A 26,562-nucleotide genomic window follows, 5' to 3' on the forward strand; every position below is an offset into this window, starting at 1 on the left:
TCCGACGCCGCCGGTAGGCTGGTCCCATGGCAGCTTCCCGTCCCCCCTCCCGCGGTGGCGCGAAGGCCACGAAGATCCCGCAGGTGTCGTGGCGGGAGCCGCATCCCGCGCCGCTGGTGCTCGTCTCCGGGCCGGAAGAGGTCTGCGCCGAGCGTGCGATCGCCGGGGTGCGCGACTACCTCCGTGCGGAGGATCCGGCGCTCGAGGTCAGCGACGTCCGTGCCGACGACTACGCTCCCGGCACCCTGCTCTCCCTGACCTCGCCGTCGTTGTTCGGCGAGCCGCGACTGGTCCGCGTGTCCGGCGTGGAGAAGTGCTCCGATGCCTTCCTCCAAGAGGCCATCGGGTATCTGGAGAACCCGCAGGAGGGGGCCACCGTCGTCCTGCGGCATACCGGAGCAAGCGTCCGCGGGAAGAAGCTCCTCGACGCGCTGCGCGCAGGAACGGGCGGCGGGATAGAGATCGCCTGCCCCGCCATCAAGCGCGACGGCGACCGTGTTGACTTCGCGGCGGGGGAGTTCAAGGCTGCCAAGAAGCGCATCGCTCCGCCCGCGCTCCGGGCGCTCGTCTCGGCTTTCGCGGACGACCTCACCGAGCTCGCAGCCGCCTGCCAACAGCTCATCGGCGACGTCGACGGCGACATCACCGAAGATGTCGTCACCAAGTACTACGGCGGGCGGGTCGAGGTGTCGGCCTTCGTCGTCGCTGACACGGCCATCGCCGGTCGGTACGGCGAGGCGCTGATCGCGCTCCGCCACGCCCTGTCCTCCGGCGCGGACCCGGTGCCGATGGTCGCCGCATTCGCGATGAAGCTGCGCACGATGGCGCGCGTCGCCGGCAACAGAGAGCCCAGTCGGCAGCTCGCTCAGCGCCTCGGGATGAAGGACTGGCAGGTCGACCGCGCGCGTCGCGACCTGGCGGGCTGGAACGAGCGCTCGCTGGGGATGGCGATCCAGGCGACCGCGCGCGCCGATGCCGAGGTCAAAGGCGCGGCGCGCGACCCGATCTTCGCCCTCGAGCGCATGGTGACCGTCATCGCAACGCGCGAGCCGTTCGGCGGCTGACGGCGGGTCCTCCCGAAGAAGAGCAGAAAGCCCGCCTCGCGAGGAGACGGGCTTTCCGGAAGTCAGAAGCTCAGAGAGCGGAGACCTGCTTGGCGATCGCGGACTTGCGGTTCGACGCCTGGTTCTTGTGCAGGACACCCTTGCTGACGGCCTTGTCGAGCTTGACCGAGGCCTTCTTCAGGCTCTTCTCGGCGGCGGCCTTGTCGCCGGCGGCGACAGCCTCGCGGGTCTGGCGGACGAGAGTCTTCAGCTCGCTCTTCACGGCCTTGTTGCGCTCGTGAGCCTTCTCGTTGGTCTTGTTGCGCTTGATCTGCGACTTGATGTTTGCCACGTGTGGACGCTTTCTGTACAGGAGTTATTCGGAGTGCCGGCAGCAGAAGAGGGCTGCTGCACGGCGGTCGTGAGGGAAGAACCCACACGCAAGCCAAGAGTCGAGTCTACCAGTACCGGGCGGGATCGTGCGAAACGGCGCCGAACGAGCGAGACGCCGTCGCGCTCCCGGCGGGACCGGGTGCAGAATCATCCTCAACGACAACGACGTCAGGAGCCCGATGACCCCTCTCACGACCGACCCGACGGCGCGCGCCCGGCTCCGATGGTCCGCCGCCACCTCATCCGTCCAGATCGAGGGTTCCCGTCAGGCCGACGGTGCCGGGCGGTCGATCTGGGACGACGTGATCGCGAAGCCAGGTCGCATCAGGGATGGCTCGACCGCGGAACCGGCGTGCGACAGCTATCGCCGTGTGGAGGATGACGTCGCCCTGGCAGCCGATCTCGGGCTCGATCGGTACCGGTTCTCGATCCCGTGGGCGCGCGTGCAACCGGACGGTCGCGGCTCGGGGAACGTCGCGGCCCTGGACCACTACGATCTTGTCGTCGACGGCCTGCTGGAGGCCGGTGTCACGCCGTTCCCGACGCTCTATCACTGGGAGCTGCCGAGCGCGGTCGAGGCCGTCGGCGGCTGGCTGGCCCGCGACACCGCCGAGCGCTTCGGGGAGTACACCACCCTTGTCGCCGCCCGCCTCGGAGATCGGGTGTCGTCCTGGTACACGCTGAACGAGCCCGCGATGACCACCCTGCAGGGCTATGCCGTCGGTGCGCTCGCGCCCGGCAGGGAGCTTCTCTACGGCGCGCTTCCGTCTGCGCATCATCAGCTGCTCGCCCATTCGCGAGCCGCGGAGGCGCTGCGAGACCATGGCGCCGCCAGCGTGGGACTCGTCAACAACCACACCTGGGTTCTTCCGCTGCGGGACACCGAGGAGGACCGCGCCGCGGCCGCGGTCTACGACCTCCTGCACAACCGGCTGTTCAGCGAGCCGCTCCTCTCCGGCACGACACCGGATCTGGAGGCGCTCGGGCTTCCGCCGCTGCCCATCCTCGGCGACGACCTCGCACGCATCGCGGGAACGATCGATTTCTACGGCGTGAACTTCTACAACCCGACCACGGTCACCGCCGCCGCTCCCGAGGATGACATCCCGTTCCGGATCGTCCCCACGCCCGGAGCGCCCGTCACCGGCTTCGGCCCGGAGTGGCCGATCCTGCCGTCCGCCCTGCGCGACCTGTTGCTCGATCTGCACCGGCGCCACCCTGGTATGCCACCGGTGATCATCGGGGAGAACGGAGCATCCTTCCCGGAACCTGATGTCGCCGGCCCCGTGGAAGACACCGACCGGATCGCCTATCTCTCCGCGCACATCGACGCGGTCGGCGAGGCCATCGAGGCCGGCGTCCCCGTCGAGGAGTACACGGTCTGGTCGCTGCTCGACAACTGGGAATGGACGGACGGGTACACCCAGCGGTTCGGCCTCGTGCACGTCGACTTCTCCACGGGGGAACGCACCCCGAAGGCCTCCTACGGCTGGTATCGCGATCTCGTCGCGGGCTCCCGGGCGGCCCGAGACGCCGCGGCGGCACGAGCATGACCGGTACCCGAGACGTCGCCACCCGCCGGGCGGATCTGCGCTGGATGTCGCTGTTCACCCTCGCCTGGCTCGCCATCTGGACCGTCCAGCTCACTCCGGTCCAGCTGCTGCTCCCGCTGCAGCTCGATACCCCGGAGGACGATTGGATCCGCGGCGTCGTCTCCTCCGGCATCGTGCTCGGGGTGGGCGGCCTCGCCGGCGTCGTGGCGGGTCCGCTCGCGGGGGCGCTGTCGGACGGCGCGCGTGCGGGCACGCATCGACGGCGACCGTGGGCGCTGGGTGGCGTCACGCTCACCGCCGTCTGTCTCGTGCTCACCGGGTTCGCCAGCGGTCCGTGGGCGGTCGGCGCGGGTTGGGTCGGCGTTTCGATCGGTGTCGCCGTCTCGTCCGCCGCGTTCACCGCCCTCATCGCCGATCAGCTCCCGACGACGCAGCGCGGCGCCGCATCCGCCGCGGTCGGGTCGAGCCAAGCGGTGGGGATCGTGCTGGGGGTCGGGCTCGTCGTGCTGCTGGGCCTCGATGTCATCACCGGCTACGTGCTCCTCGCGGGCATCATCGCGGTGGTGGGCATCACGGTGGCGCTCCTGCTGCCGGATCCGCCGAGCACGGAGGCCGCGCGTCCGCAGCGCATCGGGCGTCCGCGCCTGGCATCGCTCCGCGACCGCGACTTCGCCTGGATGCTCTCCGGCCGGCTCCTCACCAACATCGGCAACGCCCTCGGGACGGCTCTGTTCCTGTTCTTCTTGCTGCACGGCCTCGGCCAGGAGAGCGCGATCGCGCAGGACAACCTCCTGCTGCTCATCGTCGTCTACACGGTGTTCGTCGTGCTCGCCTCGGTGATCACCGGGATCATCTCGGACCGCACAGGGGAGCGTCGCCGGCTCGCTGTGGCGGCCACGATCGTGCAGGCGGCGTCGGGGGTGGTGATCGTGGCCGTACCCACCTTCGAGATGACGATGGTGGCCGCCGCGCTCATGGGTCTCGGCTACGGCGCCTTCTCGACGGTGGGCCTCGCGTTCGCGGCCGATCTGCTGCCCGATGAGCAGGATCACGCGCGCGACCTCGGCATCGTGAACGTCACCGCCGCCCTCGGACAGCTCATCGGTCCCGTGCTCGGCGCGGGACTCGTCGCCCTTGCCGGAGGGTTCTGGCTCGTCTTTCTCACGGCGGCCGTCCTGTCGCTCATCGGGGGAGCGCTCACCGCGGCCGCGCGACCTCGGGTTCCCTCAGCGTGATGCTGCGCGCTGCTCGATCGTCGCGATCGCGAGGGCGAGGACGGCATTGAACACCCGCGGACGCATGGCCGTGAGGAGGTGAGTGGTCCGCGGGACAACGATCAGCTCCGCCTCCGGGGCGAGTCGCCGGAACAGGGGCTCGTTCAACCGGAGCTGGTCGTACTGGCCGTTCACGAACCAGAGCGGCACCTGGATGCGGGGGACCGCGGCGGCCACGTCGAGGGCGGCAAGGCTGCGGAGCGTCTGGTCCTGGATATCCAGTGCATATCCGCCGGCGGAGAAGTCGCCGCGGTTCTCCTCGGGAATCGTCGCGGCGAGCATGCGCTGCGTCAGCCACATGCCACGGTCCGGCAGGGAGTCGACGGCGCGGGCGAACAGTCGATAGGCACGCAGCCCGGCGCCGCGGGGGAGCGACGTGCACGCGGCGGCGACGAGTCCGTCGACAGGGGGAGGCTCGGCCCCACCGGTGTACGCGAGGGAGAGCAGCCCGCCCATCGAGTGCCCGACCAGCAGGACGGGGCCCCGCTCGGCGGCGGCACGGACGGCGGTGTCGATCGTGTGCAGCGCCTCGTGGAGGGTGAAGTCCTCGTCCATGCGACTGCCGTGACCCGGGAGGTCGACGGCGGTGACGGGGTGCCCGTGCGCCTCCAGGTCGTCGACCTGCGACCGCCACATGGTGGCCGACGTGCGGATGCCGTGCACGAGGACGGTCTGGACGGTCACGCTTTCAGCATAAGGAAAGCGGGGCCGGTGGATGGACCACCGACCCCGCTTCGACACGAGATGCGTCAGAGGATGTTACTTCTCCCAGCCGACGTTCTCGATCGGCGTGACGCCGAACAGGTCGAGACCGACGTAGGGCTCCGGCGTGAGGTTCGCCAGGCCGTTCTTGACCACGTAGATCGAGGGGCCGCTGTACAGCGGGATGACGCCCCACGTCTCTTCGACGATCTTCGGCTCGAGCTCCATCGCGGCGGAGGTCCAGGACTCGGCGTCCTTCTGGCTCTCCACCTCGTCGGCGATCTGCTTGTCGATCTCCGCGGTGCCCGTGCTCGACAGGTTCAGCTGGCTGTCCGAGCAGTAGAGCTGGCAGAACCAGGCCGGACCGAACGGATCGGAGTCGGTGAAGCGGAGCGAGACGACGTCCCAGTTCTTCGACGTCAGGTCGTTGGAGAAGTCAGCCGAAGCGCGGACATCGATCTTGAGGTCGATGCCGATCTCCTTCTGCTGCGCCTGGAGCGACTTCGCGAGCGCCTCCAGCGTCGGGTCCTCACCGAAGACCGGGAAGGTGACGGAGAGCTTCTCGCCGTCCTTCTCGCGGATGCCGTCCTCGCCCTCGGCCCAGCCGGCGTCGTCGAGCAGCTTCTTGGCCGCGTCGACGTCGTGCTTCAGGCCTGCGGTCGCGAAGGAGTCCTCATACCCGTCCTGGAACGAGTACAGGTTCAGCGAACCGGCGACCGGCTCCTCGTAACCGAGGCCGTTCCACGCGATCTGCTTCTGCTGATCGATGTTCACGCCCAGGAAGAACGCCTTGCGCACGTCGATGTCCTCGAACTGCGGCTTGTCGGCGTCGACCATGAGGATGGTCTTAGCGGTCTGCTGCGCACGACGGACGGTGGTGTCCTCGACGTCCTGCACCTGCTTCAGGCGGTCGTTGGTGTTGGTGTTCACCATGTCGATCTCGCCGTTCTTGAAGGCGTTGACCGCGGCGTCCGGCTCCATCGCCGTGAAGGTGACCGAGTCGAGCAGCGGTGCGTTGCCCCACCACTCCGGGTTCGGCTTGAAGGAGACGAAGCCGCCGTTGGCGTCGAAGGTGTCGACCGTGTACGGGCCCGCGCCCCACTCCGGGTGCATGTTGCCGATGAAGCCCTCGTTGAAGACGTCCGGGTCGGCCGCAGCCGGGTGCAGCACGCCACCCGTGAGGAAGGCCATGGACGGCCAGGCGTAGACGCCGTCGAAGGTCACGACGGCGGTCTTCGGGGTGTCGCCCTGCTCGACGGTCTTGATCTGCTTGTAGCCGTCCGTCGCGTTGGGAGTGAAGCCCTCTTCGTACGAGCGGTTGGCCTTCCACGTCGCGTCGACGGCGGTCCAGTCCATGTCCGTGCCGTCGTTGAAGTGCGCCTCGTCCTTGAACGTGAAGGTGATGGTCGTGTTGCCATCCTTCTCGCCGATCTCGTACGCGTCGAGGTAGGCGTCGTTCTTCGTGACCTCGCCCTCCGGCGAGACGAGGAGGATCTGCGGCATGTACCACGACCACAGGCGAACCGTGTCGGCGCTGCCGTCGCCGTTGAAGGCGTTCAGCTGCTCCGGGATCTCGGTGATGGGGAAGTTGACCTCGCCACCTTCCTGGAGGTTGCTCCGGTCCTGCGGGTTGTAGTCGGCGGTCTTGGTCTCGACCTTCTCGCCGCCGTTGTCTCCGCCACCGGTGTTCCCGGAACCGCTCGCGCAACCCGCGAGGGCGAGTGCGAGGGCGCCGCCGACCGCGACCGCCCCCAGCAACTTCTTGTTCTTCATGGTGCTCCTTTCGCCTTTCGGCGTTTCATAAAGGGAAGACTAGTTTGCGCTTCATCCCGGCATACCGCCGCGCGGTGAATGCCGCCTAACCGTTATCGGACGGTGACCGACGCGCCGAATCGGCGACTCAGACCGTCGCGGGCTTCGTCGACATCGTCTCGGCATCGAAGACGACCCGCTCGCGGGTGCGCTCGATGTCGGGATCCGGCACCGGAATCGCCGAGAGCAGCGCCTTCGTGTAGGGATGCTGCGGATCGTCGAAGACGTCGTCGATATCGCCGTGCTCCACGAACTCGCCGAGGTACATCACCGCGACGCGGTCGGCGATGTGACGCACCACCGACAGGTCGTGGGCGACGAAGAGGTACGACAGACCGAGCTTCGTCTTGAGTTCGTCCAGCAGGTTGATGACGCCGGCCTGGATCGACACGTCGAGCGCGGAGACCGGCTCATCGAGCACGACGATCTTCGGGTTCGTCGACAGCGCCCTGGCGATGCCGATGCGCTGGCGCTGACCGCCGGAGAACGCCTGCGGGAAGCGATCGCTGTGCGCGGGGTTGAGACCGACGAGGTCCATGAGCTCGTCCACCCGCCGGTGTGCCTCCTCCTTGGGGGTACCGATCGCGAACAACGGCTCCGAGATGATGTCGGCGACCGTCATGCGGGGGTCCAGGGCGCCCATCGGGTCCTGGAAGACGATCTGGATATCGCGGCGCAGGGCTCGCTCCACCTTGCGGCTGTGAATGTCGTTGACGCTGGTGCCGGCGATGACGATGTCGCCGTCGGTCTGCTTGACCATGTCCATGATCTGCAGCAGGGTCGTCGTCTTGCCGGAGCCCGACTCGCCGACGATGGCCATCGTCTCGCCCTCACGCACGTCGAAGCTGATGCCCTTGATCGCCTGGACCTCGCCGACCTTGCGCTTCAGGAACGCGCCCTTCAGCAGCGGGAAGGTCTTGCGGAGGTTCTTGACCTCGAGCGTGATGGGGCGCTCCTCGCGCGGGGACCGCGTCAGGTCGCTCTCCGGCACCGGGCGGATCGGGTAGACGGGCAAGCCGCCGAGCAGGCCGCCGTCCTCGATCTCGTGCGAACGGATGCAGGCGGCCTGGTGCAGGTCGCCGGATCCCGTCGGAACGGGGAGCAGTTCGGGCTCCTTGGCGCGGCAGGCGTCCATCACGATCGGGCAGCGATCGGCGAACGGGCAGGCGTCCGGGAGGTTGATCAGCAGCGGCGGGTTGCCCTTGATGGGGGTGAGCGGTTCCTTCTCCGCCTTGTCCACGCGGGGAATCGCACCGAGAAGGCCGATCGAGTACGGCATGCGGGTCTTGTGGAACAGTTCACGCACCGGCGCGTGCTCCACAGGCTTGCCGGCGTACATCACGAGCACGTCATCGGCGGTGCGGGCGACCACGCCCATGTCGTGCGTGATCATGATCACCGCGGCGCCCGTCTCGTCCTGGGCCTTCTCGATGAGGTCGAGGATCTGCGCCTGGATGGTGACATCGAGCGCCGTGGTGGGCTCGTCGCAGATGATGAGCTTCGGGTTGTTGGCCATCGCGATGGCGATGACGACGCGCTGCCGCATCCCTCCGGAGAACTCGTGCGGGAAGGACTTCATCCGGCGCTCGGGTTCGGTGATGCCGACGAGCTTGAGGAGTTCGACGGAGCGGTCCCAGGCGTCCTTCTTCGACAGGCCGCGGTGGACGGTGAGAGCCTCGATGAGCTGATCGCCCACCGTGTAGACCGGCGTGAGCGAGGTCAGCGGGTCCTGGAAGACCATGGACATCCCGTTGCCGCGGATGACCGACAGCTGCTTGTCGCTCATGCCGACGAGCTCCTGCCCGTCGTACATGATCGAGCCGGTGACCTTGGCGTTCTCGTCGAGGAGCCCCATGATGGCGAGCGACGTCACGGACTTGCCGGAGCCGGACTCGCCGACGATGCCGAGGGTCTTGCCGGCCTCCAGGTCGAAGGAGACACCGCGGACGGCGTCGACGCGGCCGGCCTCGGAGGCGAAGCTGACCTTGAGGTCGCGGACGGAGAGGACGTTGGTCATGCGCGGCCTCCAGCAGCCGAAGTGGGATCGAGGGCGTCGCGCAGGCCGTCGGCGATCAGCGCCATCGACACGGTGAGCAGGGTCAGCGCCGCCGCCGGGAAGTAGAACAGCCAGGGCGACGTGGTCAGCGAGCTCGACCCGGCCCCGATGAGGGCGCCGAGCGAGACGTCGGGGATCTTGACGCCGAAGCCGAGGAAGGACAGGCCGGTCTCCGTGACCACGGCGTTGACGACGCCGAGGGTGAAGTTGATGACCAGGAGGGAGCCGATGTTGGGCAGCAGGTGCCGCAGCACGATCCGCATGCCACCGACGCCCATGTAGCGCGCGGCGCTGACGTACTCGCGCTCGCGGAGAGACAGGGCCATGGTCCAGATGACGCGGGCCGGGAAGTACCAGCCGATCACGAAGATCATGATGAGCGCGATGACGCGCCAGTCGCCGCCGGCCTTGTTGGAGATCATCGCGAGGATGAGGAAGCTCGGGATCACCATCATGAAGTGGATGACCAGGAGCGAGATGCGCTCCGTCCAGCCGCCGAAGTAGGCCGCGGCCGTGCCGACGAGTGCGGACACGATCGTGACGCCGACGGAGACGGTGATGGCGATCATGAGCGACCGCTGCAGGCCGACCGCGACCTGGGCGAAGAGGTCGTTGCCGGCGTTGTTCGTGCCGAACCAGTGCTCCGCCGACGGGGGCATGCTGAGGCTCAGGAAGTCGAGTTCGATGTGGTCGTACCGGGCGATGAGCGGCCCGAAGATGGCGAACAGAACCAGGAGGACGAAGATCACGAGACCGATGAGGGCGCCGCGGTTCCGGGAGAAGCGCCGCCAGTACAGCGTCCACTTCGACAGCCGCTTGGTCGCGACGCGCGTCGTCTCGGGACCGGCGGTCTCCGGCTCGGGGTGGATGGTCGGGTCGAGCATGTCGGTGCTCATGTCAGCTCACTCTCACGCGCGGGTCGAGGACGACGACGGCGATGTCGGCGAGGATGGCGCCGATCGCCGTGAGGACCGCACCGAAGGCGGCGATCGCGACGGTTCCGTGGATGTCGTTCTTGGTGATGGTCTCGATGAAGTACCGGCCCATGCCGTTCCAGGCGAAGATCGTCTCCGTCAGCACCGCTCCGGTGAAGATGGCGGGAATCGTGAAGGCGACCTGCGTGGCGACCGGGATGAGCGACGTGCGCAGCGCGTGCTTGCGGATGGCCTGCTGCTTGGTCAGACCCTTCGCGCGGGCGGTCCGGACGTAATCGGCGTTGATGTTGTCCAGGAGGAGCGACCGCTGCAGGAAGTGGATGCTGGCGTATCCCGTGAGCACGAGCGCGATCGTCGGCAGCGTCAAGTGTTGCAAGACATCTATGAGGGTGGGGAAGAAGCCCTCGACCCCTTGGCTGGCATTGCCCGTCACGTAGAAGATGCGGGTGCCGGTGGCGTTGTTCAGGCCGATGGCGAGGAGAACGATCGCGAACGCCGCTACGACGATCGGGATGTTCAGGGTGATGATGCTCGTGGCCTGGCCGATGCGGTCCGCGAGTTTGTACTGGCGGGAGGCCGTGTACACGCCGAGCGCGATGCCGAGGACCGTCGTGAGGATCGTCGCGCCGAGGACGAGCTCGGCGCTCACCCACATGCGGTAGGCGACCTGCTCGTTGACCGAGCCGCCCGTCGGGCTCACGCCCCAGTCCCAGCGGAGGAGGATGCCGGTGAACCACGTCCACCACCGTTCGATGAGTGGGACGGTGTCGCTCAGGTTGCGGGGAGCGAGAGTGTTCACGATCTGCTCTTCGGTGAGCGGAGGGCGGCGACCCACGTAGTTGCTGCGCGGATCGAGGAAACCCCACGCGAGGAAGTAGGTGAGGTTCGTCGCGACCACGATCATGAGCAGCCAGCCGAGGGCACGGCGCGCGAGGTACTTGATCAAGGGGGATTTGTCTTTCTCTTCTCCAGACGCGCTCGGGGTCTGCCGACGCAACGCTGAGCCGGGCGGATGATCGGGTTTCATCCGCCGTTCCGCGCGACGCGACAGCCCTCACGGAGTCTGTGACGGAGTCGTATCGCTTACGGGATCCGGTGTCACGGATTGATCCCGGGCAACTTCGGGAGACTATCACCGATATGCCGGAATCGGGATTATGAGGACCCTCACCGTAGAATCGTTGGGACATGTCCCCACGCGCTCTCACCCCGCTTCAGCCTGCCGCGACGCCGGCTGCGCAGATCCGTAATTTCTGCATCATCGCCCATATCGACCACGGCAAGTCGACGCTGGCCGACCGCATGCTCCAGATCACCGGCGTGGTCGCGGAGCGGGATATGCGCGCCCAATACCTCGACCGTATGGACATCGAGCGTGAGCGCGGCATCACGATCAAGAGCCAGGCCGTGAGGATGCCGTGGGCGCTTCCGCAGGATCAGGGGCCGGACGAGGTGTTCGCCCTCAACATGATCGACACGCCGGGCCACGTGGACTTCACCTACGAGGTGTCGCGGTCGCTGGCCGCGTGCGAGGGTGCCATCCTCCTCGTCGACGCGGCGCAGGGCATCGAGGCCCAGACGCTGGCCAACCTCTACCTGGCGCTGGAGAACGACCTCCACATCATCCCGGTCCTCAACAAGATCGACCTTCCCGCCGCCGACCCCGAGAAGTACGCGAAGGAGCTGGCCTCGCTCATCGGTGGCAAGCCGGAGGACGTGCTGCGGGTCTCCGGCAAGACCGGCATGGGCGTGGAGGATCTGCTCGACCGGATCGTCCAGGAGATCCCCGCTCCAGTAGGGGACGCCGACGCACCGGCACGCGCGATGATCTTCGACTCCGTCTACGACGCCTACCGTGGCGTCGTCACGTACGTGCGGATGGTCGACGGCAGCCTCTCGCCCCGCGAGCGCATCCAGATGATGTCGACCGGCGCGCACCACGAGGCCCTCGAGGTCGGCGTATCGAGCCCGGAGCCCACTCCGACCAAGGGACTCGGCGTCGGCGAGGTGGGATACCTCATCACCGGTGTGAAGGACGTGCGGCAGTCGAAGGTCGGCGACACGATCACGAACGCGCGCAAGCCCGCAGCGGAGGCGCTTCCCGGCTACACGGACCCCAAGCCGATGGTCTTCTCGGGCATCTACCCGATCGACGGCAGCGACTACGCGGAACTGCGCGAGGCCCTCGACAAGCTCAAGCTCTCCGATGCCTCGCTGCAGTATGAGCCGGAGACCTCCGTGGCGCTCGGCTTCGGATTCCGCTGTGGCTTCCTCGGCCTGCTGCACCTGGAGATCGTGACCGAGCGTCTCTCGCGGGAGTTCGGTCTCGACCTCATCACCACCGCCCCGAGCGTGATCTACGAGGTCGTGACGAGCGACACGGGTGAGACGGTGACCGTGACGAACCCGAGCGAGTACCCGGACGGGCGGATCGGCTCGGTCTCGGAGCCGATGGTCAAGGCGGCGATCCTGCTCCCCAAGGACTACGTCGGCACCGTCATGGAGCTCTGCCAGTCGCGTCGCGGCACGCTGCTGGGGATGGAGTACTTCTCCGAGGAGCGGGTCGAGCTGCGTTACAACATGCCGCTCGGAGAGATCGTGTTCGACTTCTTCGACCAGCTCAAGTCCAAGACGCAGGGCTATGCATCGCTGGATTACGAGCCCTCCGGCCAGCAGGAGGCCGACCTCGTCAAGGTCGACATCCTCCTTCAGGGCGAGAAGGTCGACGCGTTCAGCTCGATCGTGCACCGCGACAAGGCCTACGCCTACGGCACGATGATGGCGGAGCGGTTGCGCAAGCTCATCCCTCGCCAGCAGTTCGAGGTGCCGATCCAGGCCGCGATCGGTGCGCGCATCATCGCCCGAGAGACGATCCGCGCGATCCGCAAGGACGTGCTCGCCAAGTGCTACGGCGGTGACATCACCCGCAAGCGCAAGCTCCTCGAAAAGCAGAAGGAGGGCAAGAAGCGCATGAAGATGGTGGGTCGCGTCGAGGTGCCCCAGGAGGCGTTCATCGCCGCGCTCTCCGGCGACGTGGAGACCAAGGACAAGAAGTAGGCCCGTTGGGTCGCTGAGCCCGTCGGTCCACGCTGGGTCGCTGAGCTTGTCGAAGCGCGTCAGTCTGCGTTGGGTCGCTGAGCTTGTCGAAGCGGTCAGCCGTCGTTGGGCCGCTGAGCTTGTCGAGGCGCATCCGTTTGCGCTGGGTCGCTGAGCTTGTCGAAGCGCGTCAGTCTGCGTTGGGTCGCTGAGCCTGTCGAAGCGCGTCAGTCTGCGTTGGGTCGCTGAGCCTGTCGAAGCGCGTCAGTCTGCGCTGGGCCGCTGAGCCTGTCGAAGCGCACCGTACGACCTCGACAATGACGGAAGGTCCTCCCACCGACTCTCGATCAGTGCGATCTTCTTCCGACGACTCCATCCCTGGATCTGCTTCTCCCGGAAGAAGGCCGCGTCGACGGTGTCGAAGCGCTCCGCGTAGACCAGAGCCGCGGGCCTGCGTCTCCGGGTGAAGTTCGCGGCGAACGCGTCGTCGTGGTTGTGCTCCCAGATGCGGGCTTCGAGGTCGCCGTTGGTGCTGCCCGTGTAGAAGCTGCCGTCACGGCATTCGAGGATGTAGGTCCATGGCATCGGGCCATCATGGCGGAGGGGCGTGCGGGTTTCCCGGGGCGTGAGGAATCCCTTCGACAAGCTCAGGGACCCACCGTTGTGGAGGAGCCTTTCGACAGGCCAGGGAGCCACCGTTGTGGAGGAGCCTTTCGACAGGCCAGGGACCCACCCTTCGACGGGTCAGGGACCCAGCGTTGTGGCGAGCCCTTTGGCAGGCTCAGGGACCCACCGTCGTGGATGGGCCCTTCGACGGGCTCAGGGACCCACCCTTCGACAGGCTCAGGGACCCAGCGTCAAGGGGGGGGGGGGGGGGGGGGGGCAAGCCTTCCCGGGGATGTGACGGCGTGCGGCGCGGGGGGTGTTCGCTCAGGGAACCCGAAGTAGGCTGGAACTCATGCGGCGCGGGACTTTCCGAGACGACACGGTGGACTATGCGGCCGTGGGTGCGACCCACGCCCCCGATCTGATGCAGTACCCGCCGGAGCGCAGCATCCCGGCGGAGGAATCCTGGCGGATCGGGAGCGGCGAGGAGCGTTTCCAGACGGCCGGCGAAGCCCTGCTGTCGTGGACGGCGCAGCGTGCGGCCGGGCTCTCCGTGGAGGACGTCCGCCCCGCTCCGGGTCCGGCTTACGCCGGCGTGAGCTTCGACGCCGAAGGCAATCCGATCGCCCCGAGTAAGCGGGACGTGGAGCCTCGGTACGACGCAGAGGGTATGCCCTTCGTGGGTGCCGGAATGACGCTGCACCTGCGCGGCCGTGTCGGCGGCACACGCGCCGACGCCGAACTCCGGGTGATCTCCGTCACCGAGGAGACCCGGCGGATCGGTTTCGTGCTGGGCACGGTCGGCGGCTCCGTCGTCAGGGGCGAGGAATCGTTCGATGTGGACTGGCGCGAGGACAACGACGAGGTCTGGTTCACGGTCCGGGCCTTCGACGCCCCGAACACCCTGCTCTACCGTCTCATCCCCGCGCTGATGAAGCGCCGCCGCCGTGAGCTGTTCGCGCGCTACCTCCGCGCGATCTCCCCGCTCTACGCGACCCCTGTCTGATGGCGGGACCACTTCCGCTCGGGGACCCCGCGCCCGCGGACGGGCGACTGCCTGAGGATCTTCCGATCTCCGCGGAGACGCCCTTCTCCGCTTACCTGCACATCCCGTTCTGCCGGGTGCGCTGCGGGTACTGCGACTTCAACACCTACACGTCCGGGGAGCTGCGGGGAGCGAAGCAGGAGGACTACGCGTCCACCCTCATCGGGGAGATCGCCCTCGCCCGCACGGTGCTGGACGAAGCAGGAGCGCTGCGACCGATGGACACGGTGTTCTTCGGCGGCGGCACGCCCACGCTGCTGCCCGCCGGCGATCTCGCGCGCATGCTGGGCGCGGCCACCGCAGCCTTCGGCCTCGCGCCGGGCGCCGAGGTGACGGTCGAGGCGAACCCGGACACCGTGACCCCGGAGGTCGCGCTGACCCTCGCGGAAGCGGGGGTCACTCGGTTGTCGATCGGCATGCAGTCCGCGGTCCCGCACGTCCTCGCGGCCCTCGACCGCACGCACCGGCCGGAGAACGTCCGCACCGCCGCCGCCGCCGCCAAGGATGCGGGCCTCGCCGTCAGCGTCGACCTCATCTACGGCGCGCCCGGGGAGTCCCTCGGCGACTGGGAGGCTTCCCTCGACGCCGCGCTCGCCCTCGACTCCGACCATGTCTCCGCGTACGCGCTCATCATCGAGGACGGCACCAAGCTCGCCCGCCAGATCCGCCGCGGCGAGGTCCCGACCCCGGATGACGATCTGCAGGCGGACATGTACGAGCTGGCAGACGAGCGTCTCGCCGCCGCCGGCTTCGAGTGGTACGAGGTCAGTAACTGGGCCCGCAGCGCGGAGCAGCGGTCGCGACACAACCTCGCTTATTGGCGGGGGAGTGACTGGTGGGGGTTCGGCCCTGGCGCACACAGTCATGTCGCCGGCCTCCGGTGGTGGAACGTGAAGCACCCGGCCGCGTATGCGCAGCGGCTGGCGGCCTCGTCGTCACCGGCGGCAGGACGCGAACGCCCGGGCCAGGAGGCGCAGACGCTGGAGCGCATCCTCCTGCTCAGCCGTATCCGAGAGGGGATCGCGGTGGCGGATGTGCCGGAGCAGAACAGGGGTCGCGTCGCCGGGCTCATCGCCGATGGCCTGATCGATGCCGCGGCGGCGATCCGGGGGCGGGTACAGCTCACGCTCCGCGGCCGTCTCCTCGCCGACGCGGTCGTGCGCGAACTGACCGACTGAGCGCGGACGCCCGGCCGCGCCGTCTTCGGAGATCTCCCGGTCGCACGAGGTAGGATTGGCACTCAGGGTGGCAGAGTGCCAGCATCGGTTCGGGCGGGAAGGGGAACCCATGGTCACAGAGCGAGGGCTGCAGGTTCTCCGCGCCATCGTGCAGGACTACGTCGAGACGCACGAACCCGTCGGCAGCCGTTCCATCGTCGACCGGCACTCTTTCGGGGTGTCGGCCGCGACGATCCGCAATGACATGGCACAGCTGGAGGACGAGGAACTGATCACGGCTCCGCACACGTCGTCCGGTCGCGTTCCCACCGACAAGGGCTACCGGGTGTTCGTCAATCACCTCGCCCAGCTCCGCCCGCTGTCCACGGCTCAGCGCTCCGCGATCGAGTCGTTCCTCGCCGATCCCGCCGACCTCGATGACCTCATGGTCCGCACCGTCCGCGTGCTCACGCAGCTCACGGGGCAGGTCGCCCTGGCACAGTACCCGTCCTTCGCGCGGGCGCACGTGACTCACGTCGAGCTCGTGACGCTGGCCCCGAACCGGCTCCTCACGGTCCTCGTGACCGACGCGGGCGGGGTGTCGCAGCGGATCACCGCTCTGCCGGACACGATCGACGAGGCGGATCTCGCCGTCCTGCGCGCCCGTCTCTCCGCCCTCATCACCGGTCAGGCGATCGCGGCGGCCTCCGACCGGTTGCAGGCGCTGCTCGCCGCCGAGGAGACGCCGCAAGACCGCGTGCTCCGCACGCTCGCCGGCGTCGTGATCGACGAGCTCGGCGGCTTCCGACAGGAGCGGCTCGTGATGGCGGGCGCGGCGACCCTGGCGCGACGGGAACAGGACTTCCGGGGCAGCATCCACCCCCTCCTCGAGGCCATCGAGGAGCAGGTGACGCTGCTGCGGCTGATGAGCGAGATGGTGCCGGACGAGCACGGCCTCGCGGCCAGCATCGGCACCGAGAACGCGTCCTTCGGACTCGGGGAGGCGTCGATCGTGGCCAGCAACTACGCGGCGCCCTCGGGGACCGCGCGGGTCGGCGTCATGGGGCCGACCCGGATGGACTATCCGAGCAATCTCGCGGCGGCGCGGGCGGTCGCCCGCTATCTGTCGCGCATGCTCGACGACGACGAGGCCGGTCGCTGACGCGGCCCGCCCCACGGAAATCACACGCAGAAAGGCGATTGTGGCGGACCACTACGAGGTTCTCGGGGTGTCCCGGGACGCTTCCACCGATGAGATCAAGAAGGCGTATCGGCGCCTGGCGCGGCAGCTCCACCCGGACGTGAACCCGGGTGAAGAAGCGGCGGAGAAGTTCAAGCTCGTCACGCACGCCTACGACGTGCTCAGCGACGAGGATTCCCGCCGCCGCTACGACATGGGCGGCGGCGACGGCGCCAACAACTTCAGCGGCTTCGGCGGCTTCGGCGACATCTTCGAGACGTTCTTCGGGGCGTCCCAGGGGGGTGGGCGCGGGGCCCGACCGCGGTCGCGACGCGAGCGCGGTCAGGACGCACTCGTCCGGGTCACCCTCGACCTCGGCGACGTGGTCTTCGGCGCGCACCGCGACATCGAGGTTGACACGGCCGTGCTCTGCGAGACGTGTCAGGGGTCGTGCTGCCAGGAGGGTACGTCGCCGGTCACCTGCGACATCTGCGGCGGCACGGGGCACGTGCAGCGGCAGGTGCGTAGCCTGCTGGGCAACGTCGTCACCTCTCAGCCGTGCGGCACCTGCGAGGGGTACGGCACGACCATCCCGTACCCCTGCGGCTCCTGTGGCGGGCAGGGTCGCGTGCGGTCGCGCCGCACGGTGTCCCTCGACATCCCGGCGGGCGTCGAGACCGGCCTGCGGCTGCAGCTCCCGGGCTCCGGCGAGGTCGGACGTGCCGGCGGCCCGAACGGGGACCTGTACGTCGAGGTCACGGTGAACCCGCACCCCGCGTTCAGCCGCGACGGCGACGACCTGCTCGCCACGCTCGAGGTGTCCATGACCGACGCCATCCTCGGCACCGAGACCTCGATCGATGGACTCGACGGGGAGGTCGACCTGGAGATCCGTCCCGGCGTGCAGTCCGGGGATGTGCTGACCATCAAGGGGCGGGGCATCACGCCGCTGCGCGGCACCCAGCGCGGCGACCTCCGCGTGGGGGTGCAGGTGGTCACCCCCACCAAGCTCGACTCCGCGCAGCGCAAGCTCATCGAGGACTTCGCGAAGAAGAACAAGGCGCCGGGCCCGCAGCTCGCACAGTTCCAGCAGGGCCTGTTCTCCAAGCTGCGCGACCGATTCCGCACCCACTGATCGTGGCGCTGCACTTCCTCGTCGAGTCCGCAGGCGACGCTGCGGTGGGTGGTCTCGTCTCGCTGACCGGGGCCGAGGCGAAGCACGCGGCAGTCGTCCGGCGACTTCGCGTCGGCGAGACCGTCACCGTCGGCGACGGCCGAGGTGTCTGGCTGACCGGCGTGGTCGAAGAGGTGTCGCCGTCGCGCGTCGACGTGCGGATCGCCGAGCGCGTCGAGCACGAGCCGGTGAGCCCGCGCCTCGTGCTCGTGCAGGCGCTGGCGAAGGGCGACCGCGACGAGCTCGCCGTGCAGGCCGCGTGCGAACTGGGCGTCGATGAGATCGTGCCGTGGCAGGCGGGTCGCAGCGTTTCGCGCTGGGAAGGGCCGAAGGCGGTGAAGGGGCGCGAGCGCTGGGCGACCATCGTCCGCGAGGCGGCCAAGCAGGCGCATCGCACCTGGGTGCCCGACGTGGCCGCCCCGGAGTCCACCGCGCAGCTTGCCGCCCGTGCCGCGACGCAGCGGGTCCTGCTGCTCGACCCGACCGCTCCCACCCGGCTCTCCGCGCTCGTCCCCGACGATCGCGACCTCGTGCTCGTGGTGGGTCCGGAGGGCGGGATCGCTCCGGAGGAGCTCGAGAAGCTCACGGTGGCGGGTGCCGAGCGCGTGCTGCTCGGCGACACCGTGCTGCGTACCTCCACCGCGGGCCCCGCCGCGATCGCCGTGCTGTCGGTGGCCCTCGGCCGCTGGTGACCGGCCGTCGCGAGCATCGCCCCGGTAAGCTGAGAGCATGAGCGAACCCTCGATCTTCACGCGCATCCTCACCGGGGACATTCCGGGGGAGATCCTGCTCGACACCGGTCGCGTCTTCGCGATCCGCGACATCGATCCGCAGGCGCCGCTCCATGTGCTCGTCATCCCCAAGACCGAGGAGTACCGCGACGTGACCGCACTCGCAGCCGGGGACCCCGAGCTGCTGGCGGAGATGGTCGCCGCCGCCAAGCGCATCGCGGAGGAGCATGCCAACGGCGAGTACCGCCTCATCTTCAACAACGGCGCGAGCGTCGCGCAGTCCGTCTTCCACGTGCACGCCCATGTGCTCGGCAACCTCGAGGAGAACAAGCTCGTTGGCTTCTGACGATCAGGAAACCGTCACCGAACGGCTCTACGCCGACGGTGTCGCGATGGTGCAGCTGCTCGGTCCGCAGGACCGGCTGTTGCGGATGCTGGAGCGTGAGCACCGCGATGTGCAGGTGCTCGTCCGTGGCAACGAGATCACGCTCACCGGCGAGCGGGAGGCCGTCGCCAAGGCGAAGAGCCTCGTCGACGAACTGCTCGCGATGACCAAGGCCGGCCACGACCTCGCCCCGAGCGACGTGTCCAGCTCGGCCCGCATGCTCCGCCAGGAGGGCGGTCCGCGCCCCAGCGAGGTGCTGGGCGAGGCGATCCTCTCCACACGGGGCAAGGTGATCCGGCCGAAGACGCTCGGTCAGAAGGAGTACGTCGACGCGATCGAGGAGAACACGATCGTGTTCGGCATCGGACCGGCAGGAACGGGGAAGACCTACCTGGCGATGGCGAAGGCCGTCCAGGCGCTGCAGCGCAAGGAGGTCACGCGCATCATCCTCACGCGTCCGGCGGTGGAGGCGGGGGAGCGCCTCGGGTTCCTCCCCGGCACGCTCACCGACAAGATCGATCCGTACCTGCGGCCGCTCTACGACGCGCTCAACGAGATGATGGACCCGGAGATCGTGCCGCGCCTGATGGCGACCGGGACGATCGAGGTCGCCCCGCTGGCCTACATGCGCGGGCGCACGCTCAACGATTCCTTCGTCGTGCTCGACGAGGCGCAGAACACCACGCCCGAGCAGATGAAGATGTTCCTCACGCGTCTCGGTTTCGGCACGAAGATGGTCGTCACCGGCGACATCACCCAGGTCGACCTCCCGCAAGGGGCCTCGGGTCTCCGCCTGGTCACCCGCGTGCTTGACGGCATCGATGACATCCATTTCTCCCGACTCACCAGTGACGACGTGGTCCGGCACTCCCTGGTGGGACGCATCGTCGACGCCTACAGCGAGTACGACGAGCGGCGCGTGGCACAGCGGGCCGAGCGCGAGCAGGCGCACGAGTTCGCCAACCGTGCCGAGCGACGCGGCGCCCAGAGACCAGGACCACGCGATCGCATGCCGAAACGAGGGCTCTCATGATCGAGATCAACAACGAGTCGGCCATCGACATCGACGAGACGGTGCTGCAGCGGCTCACCGATTTCAACCTCGCGCAGCTCCACGTGAGCCCGGACGCCGAGGTCGCCATCGTGCTCGTCGACGAGGGCGCCATGGAGGCACTGCACGTCCAGTGGATGGACGAGCCGGGGCCGACCGACGTCCTCAGCTTCCCGATGGACGAACTCCGCCCCGGGACCGAGGACCGTCCGACGCCTCCCGGACTGCTCGGTGACATCGTGCTCTGCCCGCAGGTCGCGGAGACGCAGGCGCAGGCCGCGGGCCACACCCTCATGGATGAGCTGATCCTGCTGACCACGCACGGACTGCTGCACCTTCTCGGCTTCGATCATGCGGAGCCGGACGAGGAACGGGAGATGTTCGGACTGCAGAAGCAACTCATCCAGGGCTTCGCCGCGTCCGAGCGTCGCCGACGATGACGGAGCTGCTGCTGCTCGTCGCCGCCGTGCTGCTGGTGGCGTTCGGCGGCCTCATGGCCGCGATCGACGCGGCCTACGGTGTGACCTCCCGTGCGGGGCTGGAAGACATGGCGACCGAGGGCCGCCGTGCGAAGGCGCTGGAGCGGATCGCCGCCGACCTCGACGCGCACGTCAATGCCGTCGCCTTCATCCGCGTCCTCGCGGAGGTGACGGCTGCCGTGCTGGTGACCGTCGCGTTCACGATCGTCTTCGAGAACATCTGGTGGGCGATGCTCGCCGCCGCGGTCCTGATGACCGGCATCACCTTCGTCCTCGTCGGAGCGAGCCCGCGGACGTTCGGGCACCAGCACGCGGAGAGCATGATCCGCGGGAGCGCGGCCATCGTCCGGGGGCTGCGCATCATCCTCGGGCCGATCGCGCAGGGATTGGTCGTCCTCGGCAACCGGGTGACCCCGGGAACCGGGCGCAGCTCCTTCTCCAGCGAGGATCAGCTGCTGAGCATGGTGGACGAGGCCGCATCGAACGACCTCATCGAGGAGGACGACCGCGACCTCATCCACTCCGTGTTCGACTTCACCGACCAGTTCGTCCGAGCGGTGATGGTGCCGCGGACCGAGATGGTCACGGTGGGGGCAGAAGCCACGACCGACGAGGCCATGTCGCTGTTCCTGCATCGCGGCGTCTCCCGGATGCCGGTCGTCGATGACGAGGCCGACGACGTCGTTGGGGTGCTCTATCTCAAGGACCTCGTGCAGTTCGCGTACCGCGACGACAGCGCCTGGCGCGCGGCGTCCATCCGGCCGATCGCGCGGCCGGCCACCTTCGTCCCCGAGTCGATGCGCGCGGAGACACTGCTGCAGCAGATGAAGCGCGACGCCGTGCACGTGTGCCTGGTGATCGACGAGCACGGCGGCATCTCCGGCCTGGTGACGCTGGAGGATCTCATCGAGGAGCTCGTCGGGGAGATCTCGGACGAGTACGATCAGGTATCCGCCGAGTTCGTCGATCTGGGTGACGGCCGCTACCGCGTGAGTTCGCGGCTGTCTCTGGAGGACGTCGGCGACCTGTTCGGCCTCGAGCTCGAGGACGAGGATGTCGACTCCATCGGCGGACTGCTCGGCAAGACGCTCGGCCAGGTGCCGCAGCCCGGTGCGACGGCGACCGTCCACGGCCTCGTGCTCACCGGCGGGGCGTCTCGCGGGCGGGGACGGGGGATCGCGACGGTGTTCGTGGAGCGGGCCGCAGAGCCTGAAGATGTGCAGGATGAAGGAGAGCGGCGCGATGACTGAAGACACTCGGAGCGGATTCGTGACCTTCGTCGGACGGCCGAACGTGGGCAAGTCGACGCTGACCAATGCCCTCGTCGGCGAGAAGATCGCCATCACGAGTGAGAAGCCCCAGACCACCCGTCGAGCCATCCGCGGCATCCTCAACCGCCCGGACGGTCAGCTGGTCATCGTCGACACCCCCGGTATCCACAAGCCCCGCACGCTTCTGGGTGAGCGCCTGAACGACCTGGTCGAGCAGGTCCTCGGCGACGTCGACGTGATCGGCTTCTGCGTACCTGCGACCGAGAAGGTCGGTCCCGGTGACCGCCGCATCGCCGCCTCGCTGGACGGCTACCCGCGCGCGCAGAAGATCGCCATCGTCACGAAGACCGACGCGGCTGGACGCGACGAGATCACCGAGCGGCTGATGGAGGTCGATTCCCTCCGCGAGGACTGGGCGGCCGTGATCCCGCTGTCGGCGCTGACGCGTGATCAGCTCGAGGTTCTGGCGGACGAGATCCTCCAGCTCATGCCGAAGGGCCCCGCACTGTACCCCGAGGGCGTCACCACGGACGAGTCGGCCGAGGACCGCATCGCGGAGATCATCCGCGAGGCCGCGCTCGACGGCGTGCGGGACGAGCTTCCGCACTCGATCGCCGTCGTGGTGGATGACATCGCGCCGCGAGAGGACAGCGACCTGACCGACGTGCATGCCTCCATCGTCGTCGAGCGCGACAGCCAGAAGGCGATCATCATCGGCCACAAGGGCAAGCGTCTGCGCGACGTGGGAGCGCGTGCCCGCGCCGGCATCGAGGAATTGCTCGGCACCCGCGTGTTCCTCGGGCTCCACGTGAAGGTCGCGAAGGAGTGGCAGCGCGATCCCAAGCAGCTCGGCCGGCTCGGATTCTGACATGCCGCGCAGCAGGACGCCGGAGGCGGCGGGCAGACCGCCGACCCCACCGACATGATCGGCCGCGGCGAAGACCCGAGCTCGCTGCGGAACGAGGTCTTCACACGAGTGTTCGACGCGCATTGGGCGTCGGTGCGGCATCACATCGAGGGCGTCGTCCCCGATGACGATGAGGTCAGTGAGATCGTGTCCGAGGTCTTCCTCGTCGCGTGGTCGCGGCTGCGTCCCTCGCATCCTCCCGGGAAGATCTGGCTGCTCCGAGAGACTGATCGCCAGCTCCGCATCCGGTCGCGGCGGTCGCCAGCCGCGCGGGGAGCGCTCGACGCCGTGCATTCCGGACTCTCCGGCGACCCCGAGGCCCTGGGCGGGTTCGGGCGCAGCGAGGTCCTCCGAGCTTTGGGTGTCCTCACTCCGTTGCAACGGCGTATCATCATGCTCACGTACTGGGATGGACTCGCGGTGGGGGAGATTGCGGAGCTGCTGCGCGCTTCCGAGTCCCGGGTGCGGAAGGCGCTGGCGCGGGCCGAGGAACGGCTGCGCGCCACGCTGGGACTGGAGGAGACGGGGAGTGCATGATGCCTGACAATGCCCTGCTGGAGCGCGTGCTCGTCGAGGCCGATCCCGCACGCACGCCGCGCGACGCCGAGCCGGACGCGCGCGCCATCGCCGCGCGGGACCGTATCATCCGGTCCGCCCGAGCACCGCGCAGCGGTCGTCGAGTCCGGACGATCGGATGGGCCGCCGGACTCACCGCCGCCGCCGCGTCCGCTGCCATCGCCTTCGCCGTCCTCACGCCGCCGCAGTCCGCCGTCGCGGGTACTCCGCCGCCCCTGGTCTTCGAGAGCGCCGGTTCGCTGAGCGACATCGTGGCGGAGGCGGAGACCGAGCTGACGGTGTTCGCGCCCCCTGCTGACCCGGAGCGTTCTGTGCGAACCGCTTCCTGGTCGTTCAACGCCGAGATGGATACCGGGCGCACCGAGGTCATGCCGCAGTTCTCGACGTTCACCTGGAGCGCAGACCTCTCCGGCGAGGCCGTCGCCATCAACGGTGTGCCGTACGACCCCGCGGACGCGGTGGCCAACGGCGACTCCGAGATCGTGAGCAGCGGCGAGGTGGCCTCGCGCGTGACCTTCGCCCCCGGCGAGTTCGAGACCCCGGTCGTCGCCGCGCCCGGGGAGTCCGCCGCCGACGTGCGGGCCCTCCTGGGGGCGTTCGGCATGCCGGACGATCCGACGGCTTTCGAGGTGGTGACCGCCCTCACCTCGGTCTTCGGTCAGTGGACGCTCACCAACACGCAGCACGCCGCGGTGCTGGCGCTCATCGAGGACTCCGGAGGAGCGCAGGCGCTCGGCGAGTCCACCGACCGCCTCGGGCGCCCTGTCGCCGGCATCCGGGTGCTGTCCGCAGACGGCATCGTGAGCGACGATCTTCTGGTGTCGCTCGATACCGGGCGCATCGTCGGCATCGAGCGAACCGTCTTGAAAGATGACGGCGTCTTCCCGGCCGGTGCGGTCGTGGACTACCGGATGTGGGACATCCCTGAGGAGGTTGTGCAATGAAGCACTCGCGCCCGCTGATCGCGGTTCTGGTGGCGTTGGCTCTCGTTGCGGCGGGCGGGTCCGCCGCGGCGGCAGGGGAGGATCCCGTCGACCCGCAGCTCTCGCAGCTGCTCGACGAGGTTCCCGGCGGCGTGGTGACCGACGGTGGAAGCGCCGTGTGGCCGAAGCTCGACATGGAGTATCGACCCGCCCCGGCGACGTCGGGGGTCGCGGCGCGGTCCGTCGGCTCCTGCGCGACCGGGCGGATCTGCGCGTACAACGCCACCAATCTCGGCGGCGGCATGCTGAGCTGGGGAAGCTGCACCACCATCACGATCCCCTCCTCGTTCGCGACCCGCTCGGCGGCGAATGCGCGGACGTCCGGGTACATGCAGGTGCGCAACGGAACCACGGTCCTCGCGACCGTCAGCGCCAACGCCTGGAGCAACGTCTCCGGTTCCGCGACCAATATCCGCTGCTTCCTCTGAGCGCCGGGCCAGCCCGGGCGCGAGACGGCGAGGGCGGAAGCGTGGCGAAGCATTGGGTGGCGACGACGCCGGGGCCTCCCGAGTCGTGGGCGTTCGACGAGTTCCTGCCCACCGCCCCGAGCACGGGCGAGGTCACGATCCGTGTCCGCGCCGCCGGAGTGAATCCGGCTGACGCGAAACACGTGGCGACGGCTCGGCCCGGGCTCGAGTTCCCGGTGCCGATCGGGTACGAGATCTCGGGTGAACTCGCGGCTATCGGCACGGGAACCCGCATCGGTTCCGGTGAAGCGGAGGTCGGCGATGAGGTCGTGGCGTTCCGCGTGCAGGGAGGCTACGCGACCGAGCTCACGGTGCCTGCGGCGAAGGTGTTCGCGAAACCGACGACGCTGAGCCACCCGGAGGCGGCCAACCTCCTGCTCGTCGGCACGACGGCCGCGGAGATGCTCGCCGTCACCGGGGCGGCACCGGGGGAGACGGTCCTGCTGCACGGGGCGTCCGGCGCGGTGGGCGTCAGCGTGCTGCAGCAGGCGCGGCTCCGGCATGTCCGGGTTATCGGAACGGCCAGCCCCGAACGCTTCGACGCGGTACGCCGTTTCGGCGGGGTCCCGGTGGCGTACGGTCCCGGACTCGCTGGCCGGGTGCGCGCGTTGGTCGACGGGCCGATCGCGGCCGCTCTCGATGCCGTGGGGACCGACGAGGCCGTCGATGTGTCTCTGAAGCTCGTGGCGGACCGCCGGCGGATCGTCACGATCGCGAACCCGTCGCGGGCGTCCGCCGAGGGCTTCCTCGCCATCGCGGGGTCGATGCCGGACAGCGCCCGGTTCCGCGACGAGGTGCGCAGCGAACTCATCGCCCTGGCGCAGAACGGCGACCTCGTCGTCCCGGTCGCGCGGACGTTCCCGCTGGCGGAGGCGCCGGAGGCTCATCGGCGCCTCGCCACCGGTCACCCGGGCGGCAAGCTCGCACTGATCGTCTAGTTCCCGTCGACCTCGCGGAGCGCGGAGGTCACGACCACGACGTCATCCCCGTACTCGGCGTCGAGGGCGTCCTGCATCGTCCCGTCATCCCAGACGACCTGGAGCCACACGTAGCCACGATCGGCCGACACGCTGAGAGCCGCAGCACCGAGGCGCCCGACGATGTCGTCCTGCACCCGGTCGAGCTCCTGCGCCGTCCTCGTACCCTCGACCCCGTCCGTCGGATCCTCCGGCACCATCGGGTCGTAGAGCGCGAGGAGGGCGGGCGGCTCGGTCACCGTGAACCGCTCGCCATCCCAGGTGCCGGTGACCGCGTAGGCCCCCCAGCGCGTGTCACCGGACGCTTCACTGCCGTCCACGCCGTCCCAGCTCCACTCGTCGAGCGGGACGCCGTCGCACTGCGGCGGATACGACTCCTGGATCGCACCGAGGCACAGCTCCGCATCGCCAGAGGAGTCGAGCACGGTTCCGGTGCCGACCACCGATCCCTCCGGTGGCGCGGGTTCCGCCTCCTCCAGCCGCATGTCCGACGGCACCGTCGTGCTCGTCGGCGGTGCCGACCCTCCCGGCGCGGTGGCGCAGCCGGTCAGGAGCAGCAGAGCCGTCGCTGCACCGACGGCGAGGACGGGGTGGTCGCGAAGAGTGCTCATACCGACCAGTGTCTCGCGCGAACGCATCGTCTTTCGGCGTCGAAACCCCGGCGGCTTCCCTGCTAGCATGACCACATGCCTTTCGGCGGTCTGCTTCTTCTTAGCTGCCGCGACGAGTCCTCAAGCTAGGGCCTTCCTCGTCGCGGCGCTTGTGTTGG

At 68.7% G+C, this 26,562-nt stretch carries 26 protein-coding genes; 18 read left to right on the plus strand and 8 right to left on the minus strand.

Annotation, left to right across the window (positions count from 1 at the left end):
- Positions 1–26 precede the first annotated feature (26 nt).
- Complete coding sequence (gene holA / locus CYL12_RS02735) at positions 27–1,064, plus strand: DNA polymerase III subunit delta (protein WP_101845319.1); 1,038 nt, start codon at positions 27–29, stop codon at positions 1,062–1,064.
- Between the two features lie 70 nt (positions 1,065–1,134).
- Here holA and rpsT read toward each other — a convergent pair whose 3' ends face one another.
- Positions 1,135–1,395 (minus strand): 30S ribosomal protein S20, encoded by a 261-nt coding sequence (gene rpsT / locus CYL12_RS02740; RefSeq protein WP_025103704.1) that lies wholly within the window; start codon positions 1,393–1,395, stop codon positions 1,135–1,137.
- Between the two features lie 220 nt (positions 1,396–1,615).
- Between rpsT and CYL12_RS02745 the strand changes: the two genes are divergently transcribed.
- Positions 1,616–2,989, plus strand: a complete 1,374-nt coding sequence (locus CYL12_RS02745) for a glycoside hydrolase family 1 protein (protein ID WP_101845321.1) — start codon at positions 1,616–1,618, stop codon at positions 2,987–2,989.
- On the plus strand, positions 2,986–4,224 hold the full coding sequence (locus CYL12_RS02750; RefSeq protein WP_233486821.1) for an MFS transporter: 1,239 nt from the start codon (positions 2,986–2,988) through the stop codon (positions 4,222–4,224). Before CYL12_RS02745 ends, CYL12_RS02750 begins: the two co-directional genes overlap by 4 nt.
- On the opposite strand, the gene CYL12_RS02755 is transcribed toward CYL12_RS02750, so the two are convergent.
- The 5 genes from CYL12_RS02755 to CYL12_RS02775 all read right to left on the minus strand — a co-directional run bounded on the left by CYL12_RS02755 (position 4,216) and on the right by CYL12_RS02775 (position 10,714).
- The gene (locus tag CYL12_RS02755; protein ID WP_101845323.1) at positions 4,216–4,947 is read right to left on the minus strand and encodes an alpha/beta fold hydrolase; all 732 of its coding nucleotides are present in this window, start codon (positions 4,945–4,947) and stop codon (positions 4,216–4,218) included. The two genes, CYL12_RS02750 and CYL12_RS02755, sit on opposite strands and share 9 nt — an antisense overlap.
- A 75-nt stretch (positions 4,948–5,022) precedes the next feature.
- Positions 5,023–6,738: an ABC transporter family substrate-binding protein gene (locus tag CYL12_RS02760; protein WP_101845326.1), complete on the minus strand. Its 1,716-nt coding sequence runs from the start codon at positions 6,736–6,738 to the stop codon at positions 5,023–5,025.
- Positions 6,739–6,865: 127 nt separating this feature from the next.
- The gene (locus CYL12_RS02765; RefSeq protein WP_101845328.1) at positions 6,866–8,794 is read right to left on the minus strand and encodes an ABC transporter ATP-binding protein; all 1,929 of its coding nucleotides are present in this window, start codon (positions 8,792–8,794) and stop codon (positions 6,866–6,868) included.
- Positions 8,791–9,729 (minus strand): ABC transporter permease, encoded by a 939-nt coding sequence (locus CYL12_RS02770; RefSeq protein WP_101845330.1) that lies wholly within the window; start codon positions 9,727–9,729, stop codon positions 8,791–8,793. The genes CYL12_RS02765 and CYL12_RS02770 overlap by 4 nt, the downstream gene beginning before the upstream one ends.
- Before the next feature lies 1 nt (position 9,730).
- Entirely contained in the window at positions 9,731–10,714 is a 984-nt protein-coding gene (locus tag CYL12_RS02775) for an ABC transporter permease (RefSeq protein WP_101845332.1), read from the minus strand.
- Positions 10,715–10,956: 242 nt separating this feature from the next.
- Between CYL12_RS02775 and lepA the strand changes: the two genes are divergently transcribed.
- Positions 10,957–12,825 (plus strand): translation elongation factor 4, encoded by a 1,869-nt coding sequence (gene lepA, locus CYL12_RS02780; RefSeq protein ID WP_101845334.1) that lies wholly within the window; start codon positions 10,957–10,959, stop codon positions 12,823–12,825.
- Positions 12,826–13,068: 243 nt separating this feature from the next.
- Here lepA and CYL12_RS02785 read toward each other — a convergent pair whose 3' ends face one another.
- Positions 13,069–13,389, minus strand: coding sequence for a GIY-YIG nuclease family protein (locus CYL12_RS02785; RefSeq protein ID WP_101845337.1), 321 nt, complete (start codon positions 13,387–13,389; stop codon positions 13,069–13,071).
- Positions 13,390–13,762: 373 nt separating this feature from the next.
- Between CYL12_RS02785 and CYL12_RS02790 the strand changes: the two genes are divergently transcribed.
- The 14 genes from CYL12_RS02790 to CYL12_RS02855 all read left to right on the plus strand — a co-directional run bounded on the left by CYL12_RS02790 (position 13,763) and on the right by CYL12_RS02855 (position 25,754).
- Positions 13,763–14,416: a DUF1990 family protein gene (locus CYL12_RS02790; RefSeq protein WP_101845339.1), complete on the plus strand. Its 654-nt coding sequence runs from the start codon at positions 13,763–13,765 to the stop codon at positions 14,414–14,416.
- Complete coding sequence (gene hemW / locus CYL12_RS02795; protein ID WP_101845342.1) at positions 14,416–15,633, plus strand: radical SAM family heme chaperone HemW; 1,218 nt, start codon at positions 14,416–14,418, stop codon at positions 15,631–15,633. The genes CYL12_RS02790 and hemW overlap by 1 nt, the downstream gene beginning before the upstream one ends.
- Before the next feature lie 109 nt (positions 15,634–15,742).
- Positions 15,743–16,774, plus strand: a complete 1,032-nt coding sequence (gene hrcA / locus CYL12_RS02800) for a heat-inducible transcriptional repressor HrcA (RefSeq protein WP_101845344.1) — start codon at positions 15,743–15,745, stop codon at positions 16,772–16,774.
- A 40-nt stretch (positions 16,775–16,814) separates the two neighbouring features.
- Complete coding sequence (dnaJ, locus tag CYL12_RS02805) at positions 16,815–17,927, plus strand: molecular chaperone DnaJ (RefSeq protein ID WP_101845346.1); 1,113 nt, start codon at positions 16,815–16,817, stop codon at positions 17,925–17,927.
- 2 nt (positions 17,928–17,929) lie between these two features.
- Positions 17,930–18,658: a 16S rRNA (uracil(1498)-N(3))-methyltransferase gene (locus tag CYL12_RS02810; protein WP_101845348.1), complete on the plus strand. Its 729-nt coding sequence runs from the start codon at positions 17,930–17,932 to the stop codon at positions 18,656–18,658.
- Between the two features lie 37 nt (positions 18,659–18,695).
- Positions 18,696–19,043, plus strand: coding sequence for an HIT domain-containing protein (locus CYL12_RS02815; protein ID WP_101845350.1), 348 nt, complete (start codon positions 18,696–18,698; stop codon positions 19,041–19,043).
- Between the two features lie 46 nt (positions 19,044–19,089).
- Positions 19,090–20,115, plus strand: coding sequence for a PhoH family protein (locus CYL12_RS02820; RefSeq protein ID WP_233486873.1), 1,026 nt, complete (start codon positions 19,090–19,092; stop codon positions 20,113–20,115).
- Positions 20,112–20,573, plus strand: a complete 462-nt coding sequence (ybeY, locus tag CYL12_RS02825) for an rRNA maturation RNase YbeY (RefSeq protein ID WP_101845354.1) — start codon at positions 20,112–20,114, stop codon at positions 20,571–20,573. The genes CYL12_RS02820 and ybeY overlap by 4 nt, the downstream gene beginning before the upstream one ends.
- Positions 20,570–21,862 carry a hemolysin family protein gene (locus tag CYL12_RS02830; RefSeq protein ID WP_101845356.1) on the plus strand — a complete coding sequence of 431 codons (1,293 nt, stop codon included), beginning with the start codon at positions 20,570–20,572 and terminating at the stop codon, positions 21,860–21,862. The genes ybeY and CYL12_RS02830 overlap by 4 nt, the downstream gene beginning before the upstream one ends.
- Positions 21,855–22,751, plus strand: coding sequence for a GTPase Era (era, locus tag CYL12_RS02835; RefSeq protein ID WP_199399178.1), 897 nt, complete (start codon positions 21,855–21,857; stop codon positions 22,749–22,751). The genes CYL12_RS02830 and era overlap by 8 nt, the downstream gene beginning before the upstream one ends.
- Positions 22,752–22,805: 54 nt before the next feature.
- Entirely contained in the window at positions 22,806–23,327 is a 522-nt protein-coding gene (locus CYL12_RS02840; protein ID WP_101845360.1) for an RNA polymerase sigma factor, read from the plus strand.
- A complete protein-coding gene (locus tag CYL12_RS02845; protein ID WP_233486822.1) occupies positions 23,324–24,310 on the plus strand; it encodes a hypothetical protein in 987 nt (328 codons plus the stop codon). The genes CYL12_RS02840 and CYL12_RS02845 overlap by 4 nt, the downstream gene beginning before the upstream one ends.
- Entirely contained in the window at positions 24,307–24,777 is a 471-nt protein-coding gene (locus CYL12_RS02850; protein WP_101845362.1) for a hypothetical protein, read from the plus strand. The genes CYL12_RS02845 and CYL12_RS02850 overlap by 4 nt, the downstream gene beginning before the upstream one ends.
- A 56-nt stretch (positions 24,778–24,833) precedes the next feature.
- Positions 24,834–25,754, plus strand: coding sequence for an NADP-dependent oxidoreductase (locus CYL12_RS02855; protein ID WP_233486874.1), 921 nt, complete (start codon positions 24,834–24,836; stop codon positions 25,752–25,754).
- On the opposite strand, the gene CYL12_RS02860 is transcribed toward CYL12_RS02855, so the two are convergent.
- A complete protein-coding gene (locus CYL12_RS02860) occupies positions 25,751–26,404 on the minus strand; it encodes a hypothetical protein (RefSeq protein ID WP_233486823.1) in 654 nt (217 codons plus the stop codon). The two genes, CYL12_RS02855 and CYL12_RS02860, sit on opposite strands and share 4 nt — an antisense overlap.
- Between the last annotated feature and the right edge of the window lie 158 nt (positions 26,405–26,562).

The sequence above is a fragment of the Zhihengliuella sp. ISTPL4 genome, assembly GCF_002848265.1.
GTDB lineage: Bacteria > Actinomycetota > Actinomycetes > Actinomycetales > Microbacteriaceae > Microbacterium.

Excerpts from the sequence above, each read along its gene's own strand:
- holA (WP_101845319.1), top strand. The coding sequence starts at position 27 with ATGGCAGCTTCCCGTCCCCCCTCCCGCGGTGGCGCGAAGGCCACGAAG.
- CYL12_RS02745 (WP_101845321.1), top strand. The coding sequence starts at position 1,616 with ATGACCCCTCTCACGACCGACCCGACGGCGCGCGCCCGGCTCCGATGG.
- CYL12_RS02750 (WP_233486821.1), top strand. The coding sequence starts at position 2,986 with ATGACCGGTACCCGAGACGTCGCCACCCGCCGGGCGGATCTGCGCTGG.
- CYL12_RS02760 (WP_101845326.1), bottom strand. The coding sequence starts at position 6,738 with ATGAAGAACAAGAAGTTGCTGGGGGCGGTCGCGGTCGGCGGCGCCCTC.
- CYL12_RS02765 (WP_101845328.1), bottom strand. The coding sequence starts at position 8,794 with ATGACCAACGTCCTCTCCGTCCGCGACCTCAAGGTCAGCTTCGCCTCC.
- CYL12_RS02770 (WP_101845330.1), bottom strand. The coding sequence starts at position 9,729 with ATGAGCACCGACATGCTCGACCCGACCATCCACCCCGAGCCGGAGACC.
- lepA (WP_101845334.1), top strand. The coding sequence starts at position 10,957 with ATGTCCCCACGCGCTCTCACCCCGCTTCAGCCTGCCGCGACGCCGGCT.
- CYL12_RS02785 (WP_101845337.1), bottom strand. The coding sequence starts at position 13,389 with ATGCCATGGACCTACATCCTCGAATGCCGTGACGGCAGCTTCTACACG.
- CYL12_RS02790 (WP_101845339.1), top strand. The coding sequence starts at position 13,763 with ATGCGGCGCGGGACTTTCCGAGACGACACGGTGGACTATGCGGCCGTG.
- hemW (WP_101845342.1), top strand. The coding sequence starts at position 14,416 with ATGGCGGGACCACTTCCGCTCGGGGACCCCGCGCCCGCGGACGGGCGA.
- hrcA (WP_101845344.1), top strand. The coding sequence starts at position 15,743 with ATGGTCACAGAGCGAGGGCTGCAGGTTCTCCGCGCCATCGTGCAGGAC.
- CYL12_RS02815 (WP_101845350.1), top strand. The coding sequence starts at position 18,696 with ATGAGCGAACCCTCGATCTTCACGCGCATCCTCACCGGGGACATTCCG.
- CYL12_RS02820 (WP_233486873.1), top strand. The coding sequence starts at position 19,090 with ATGGTGCAGCTGCTCGGTCCGCAGGACCGGCTGTTGCGGATGCTGGAG.
- ybeY (WP_101845354.1), top strand. The coding sequence starts at position 20,112 with ATGATCGAGATCAACAACGAGTCGGCCATCGACATCGACGAGACGGTG.
- CYL12_RS02830 (WP_101845356.1), top strand. The coding sequence starts at position 20,570 with ATGACGGAGCTGCTGCTGCTCGTCGCCGCCGTGCTGCTGGTGGCGTTC.
- era (WP_199399178.1), top strand. The coding sequence starts at position 21,855 with ATGACTGAAGACACTCGGAGCGGATTCGTGACCTTCGTCGGACGGCCG.
- CYL12_RS02840 (WP_101845360.1), top strand. The coding sequence starts at position 22,806 with ATGATCGGCCGCGGCGAAGACCCGAGCTCGCTGCGGAACGAGGTCTTC.
- CYL12_RS02845 (WP_233486822.1), top strand. The coding sequence starts at position 23,324 with ATGATGCCTGACAATGCCCTGCTGGAGCGCGTGCTCGTCGAGGCCGAT.
- CYL12_RS02850 (WP_101845362.1), top strand. The coding sequence starts at position 24,307 with ATGAAGCACTCGCGCCCGCTGATCGCGGTTCTGGTGGCGTTGGCTCTC.
- CYL12_RS02860 (WP_233486823.1), bottom strand. The coding sequence starts at position 26,404 with ATGAGCACTCTTCGCGACCACCCCGTCCTCGCCGTCGGTGCAGCGACG.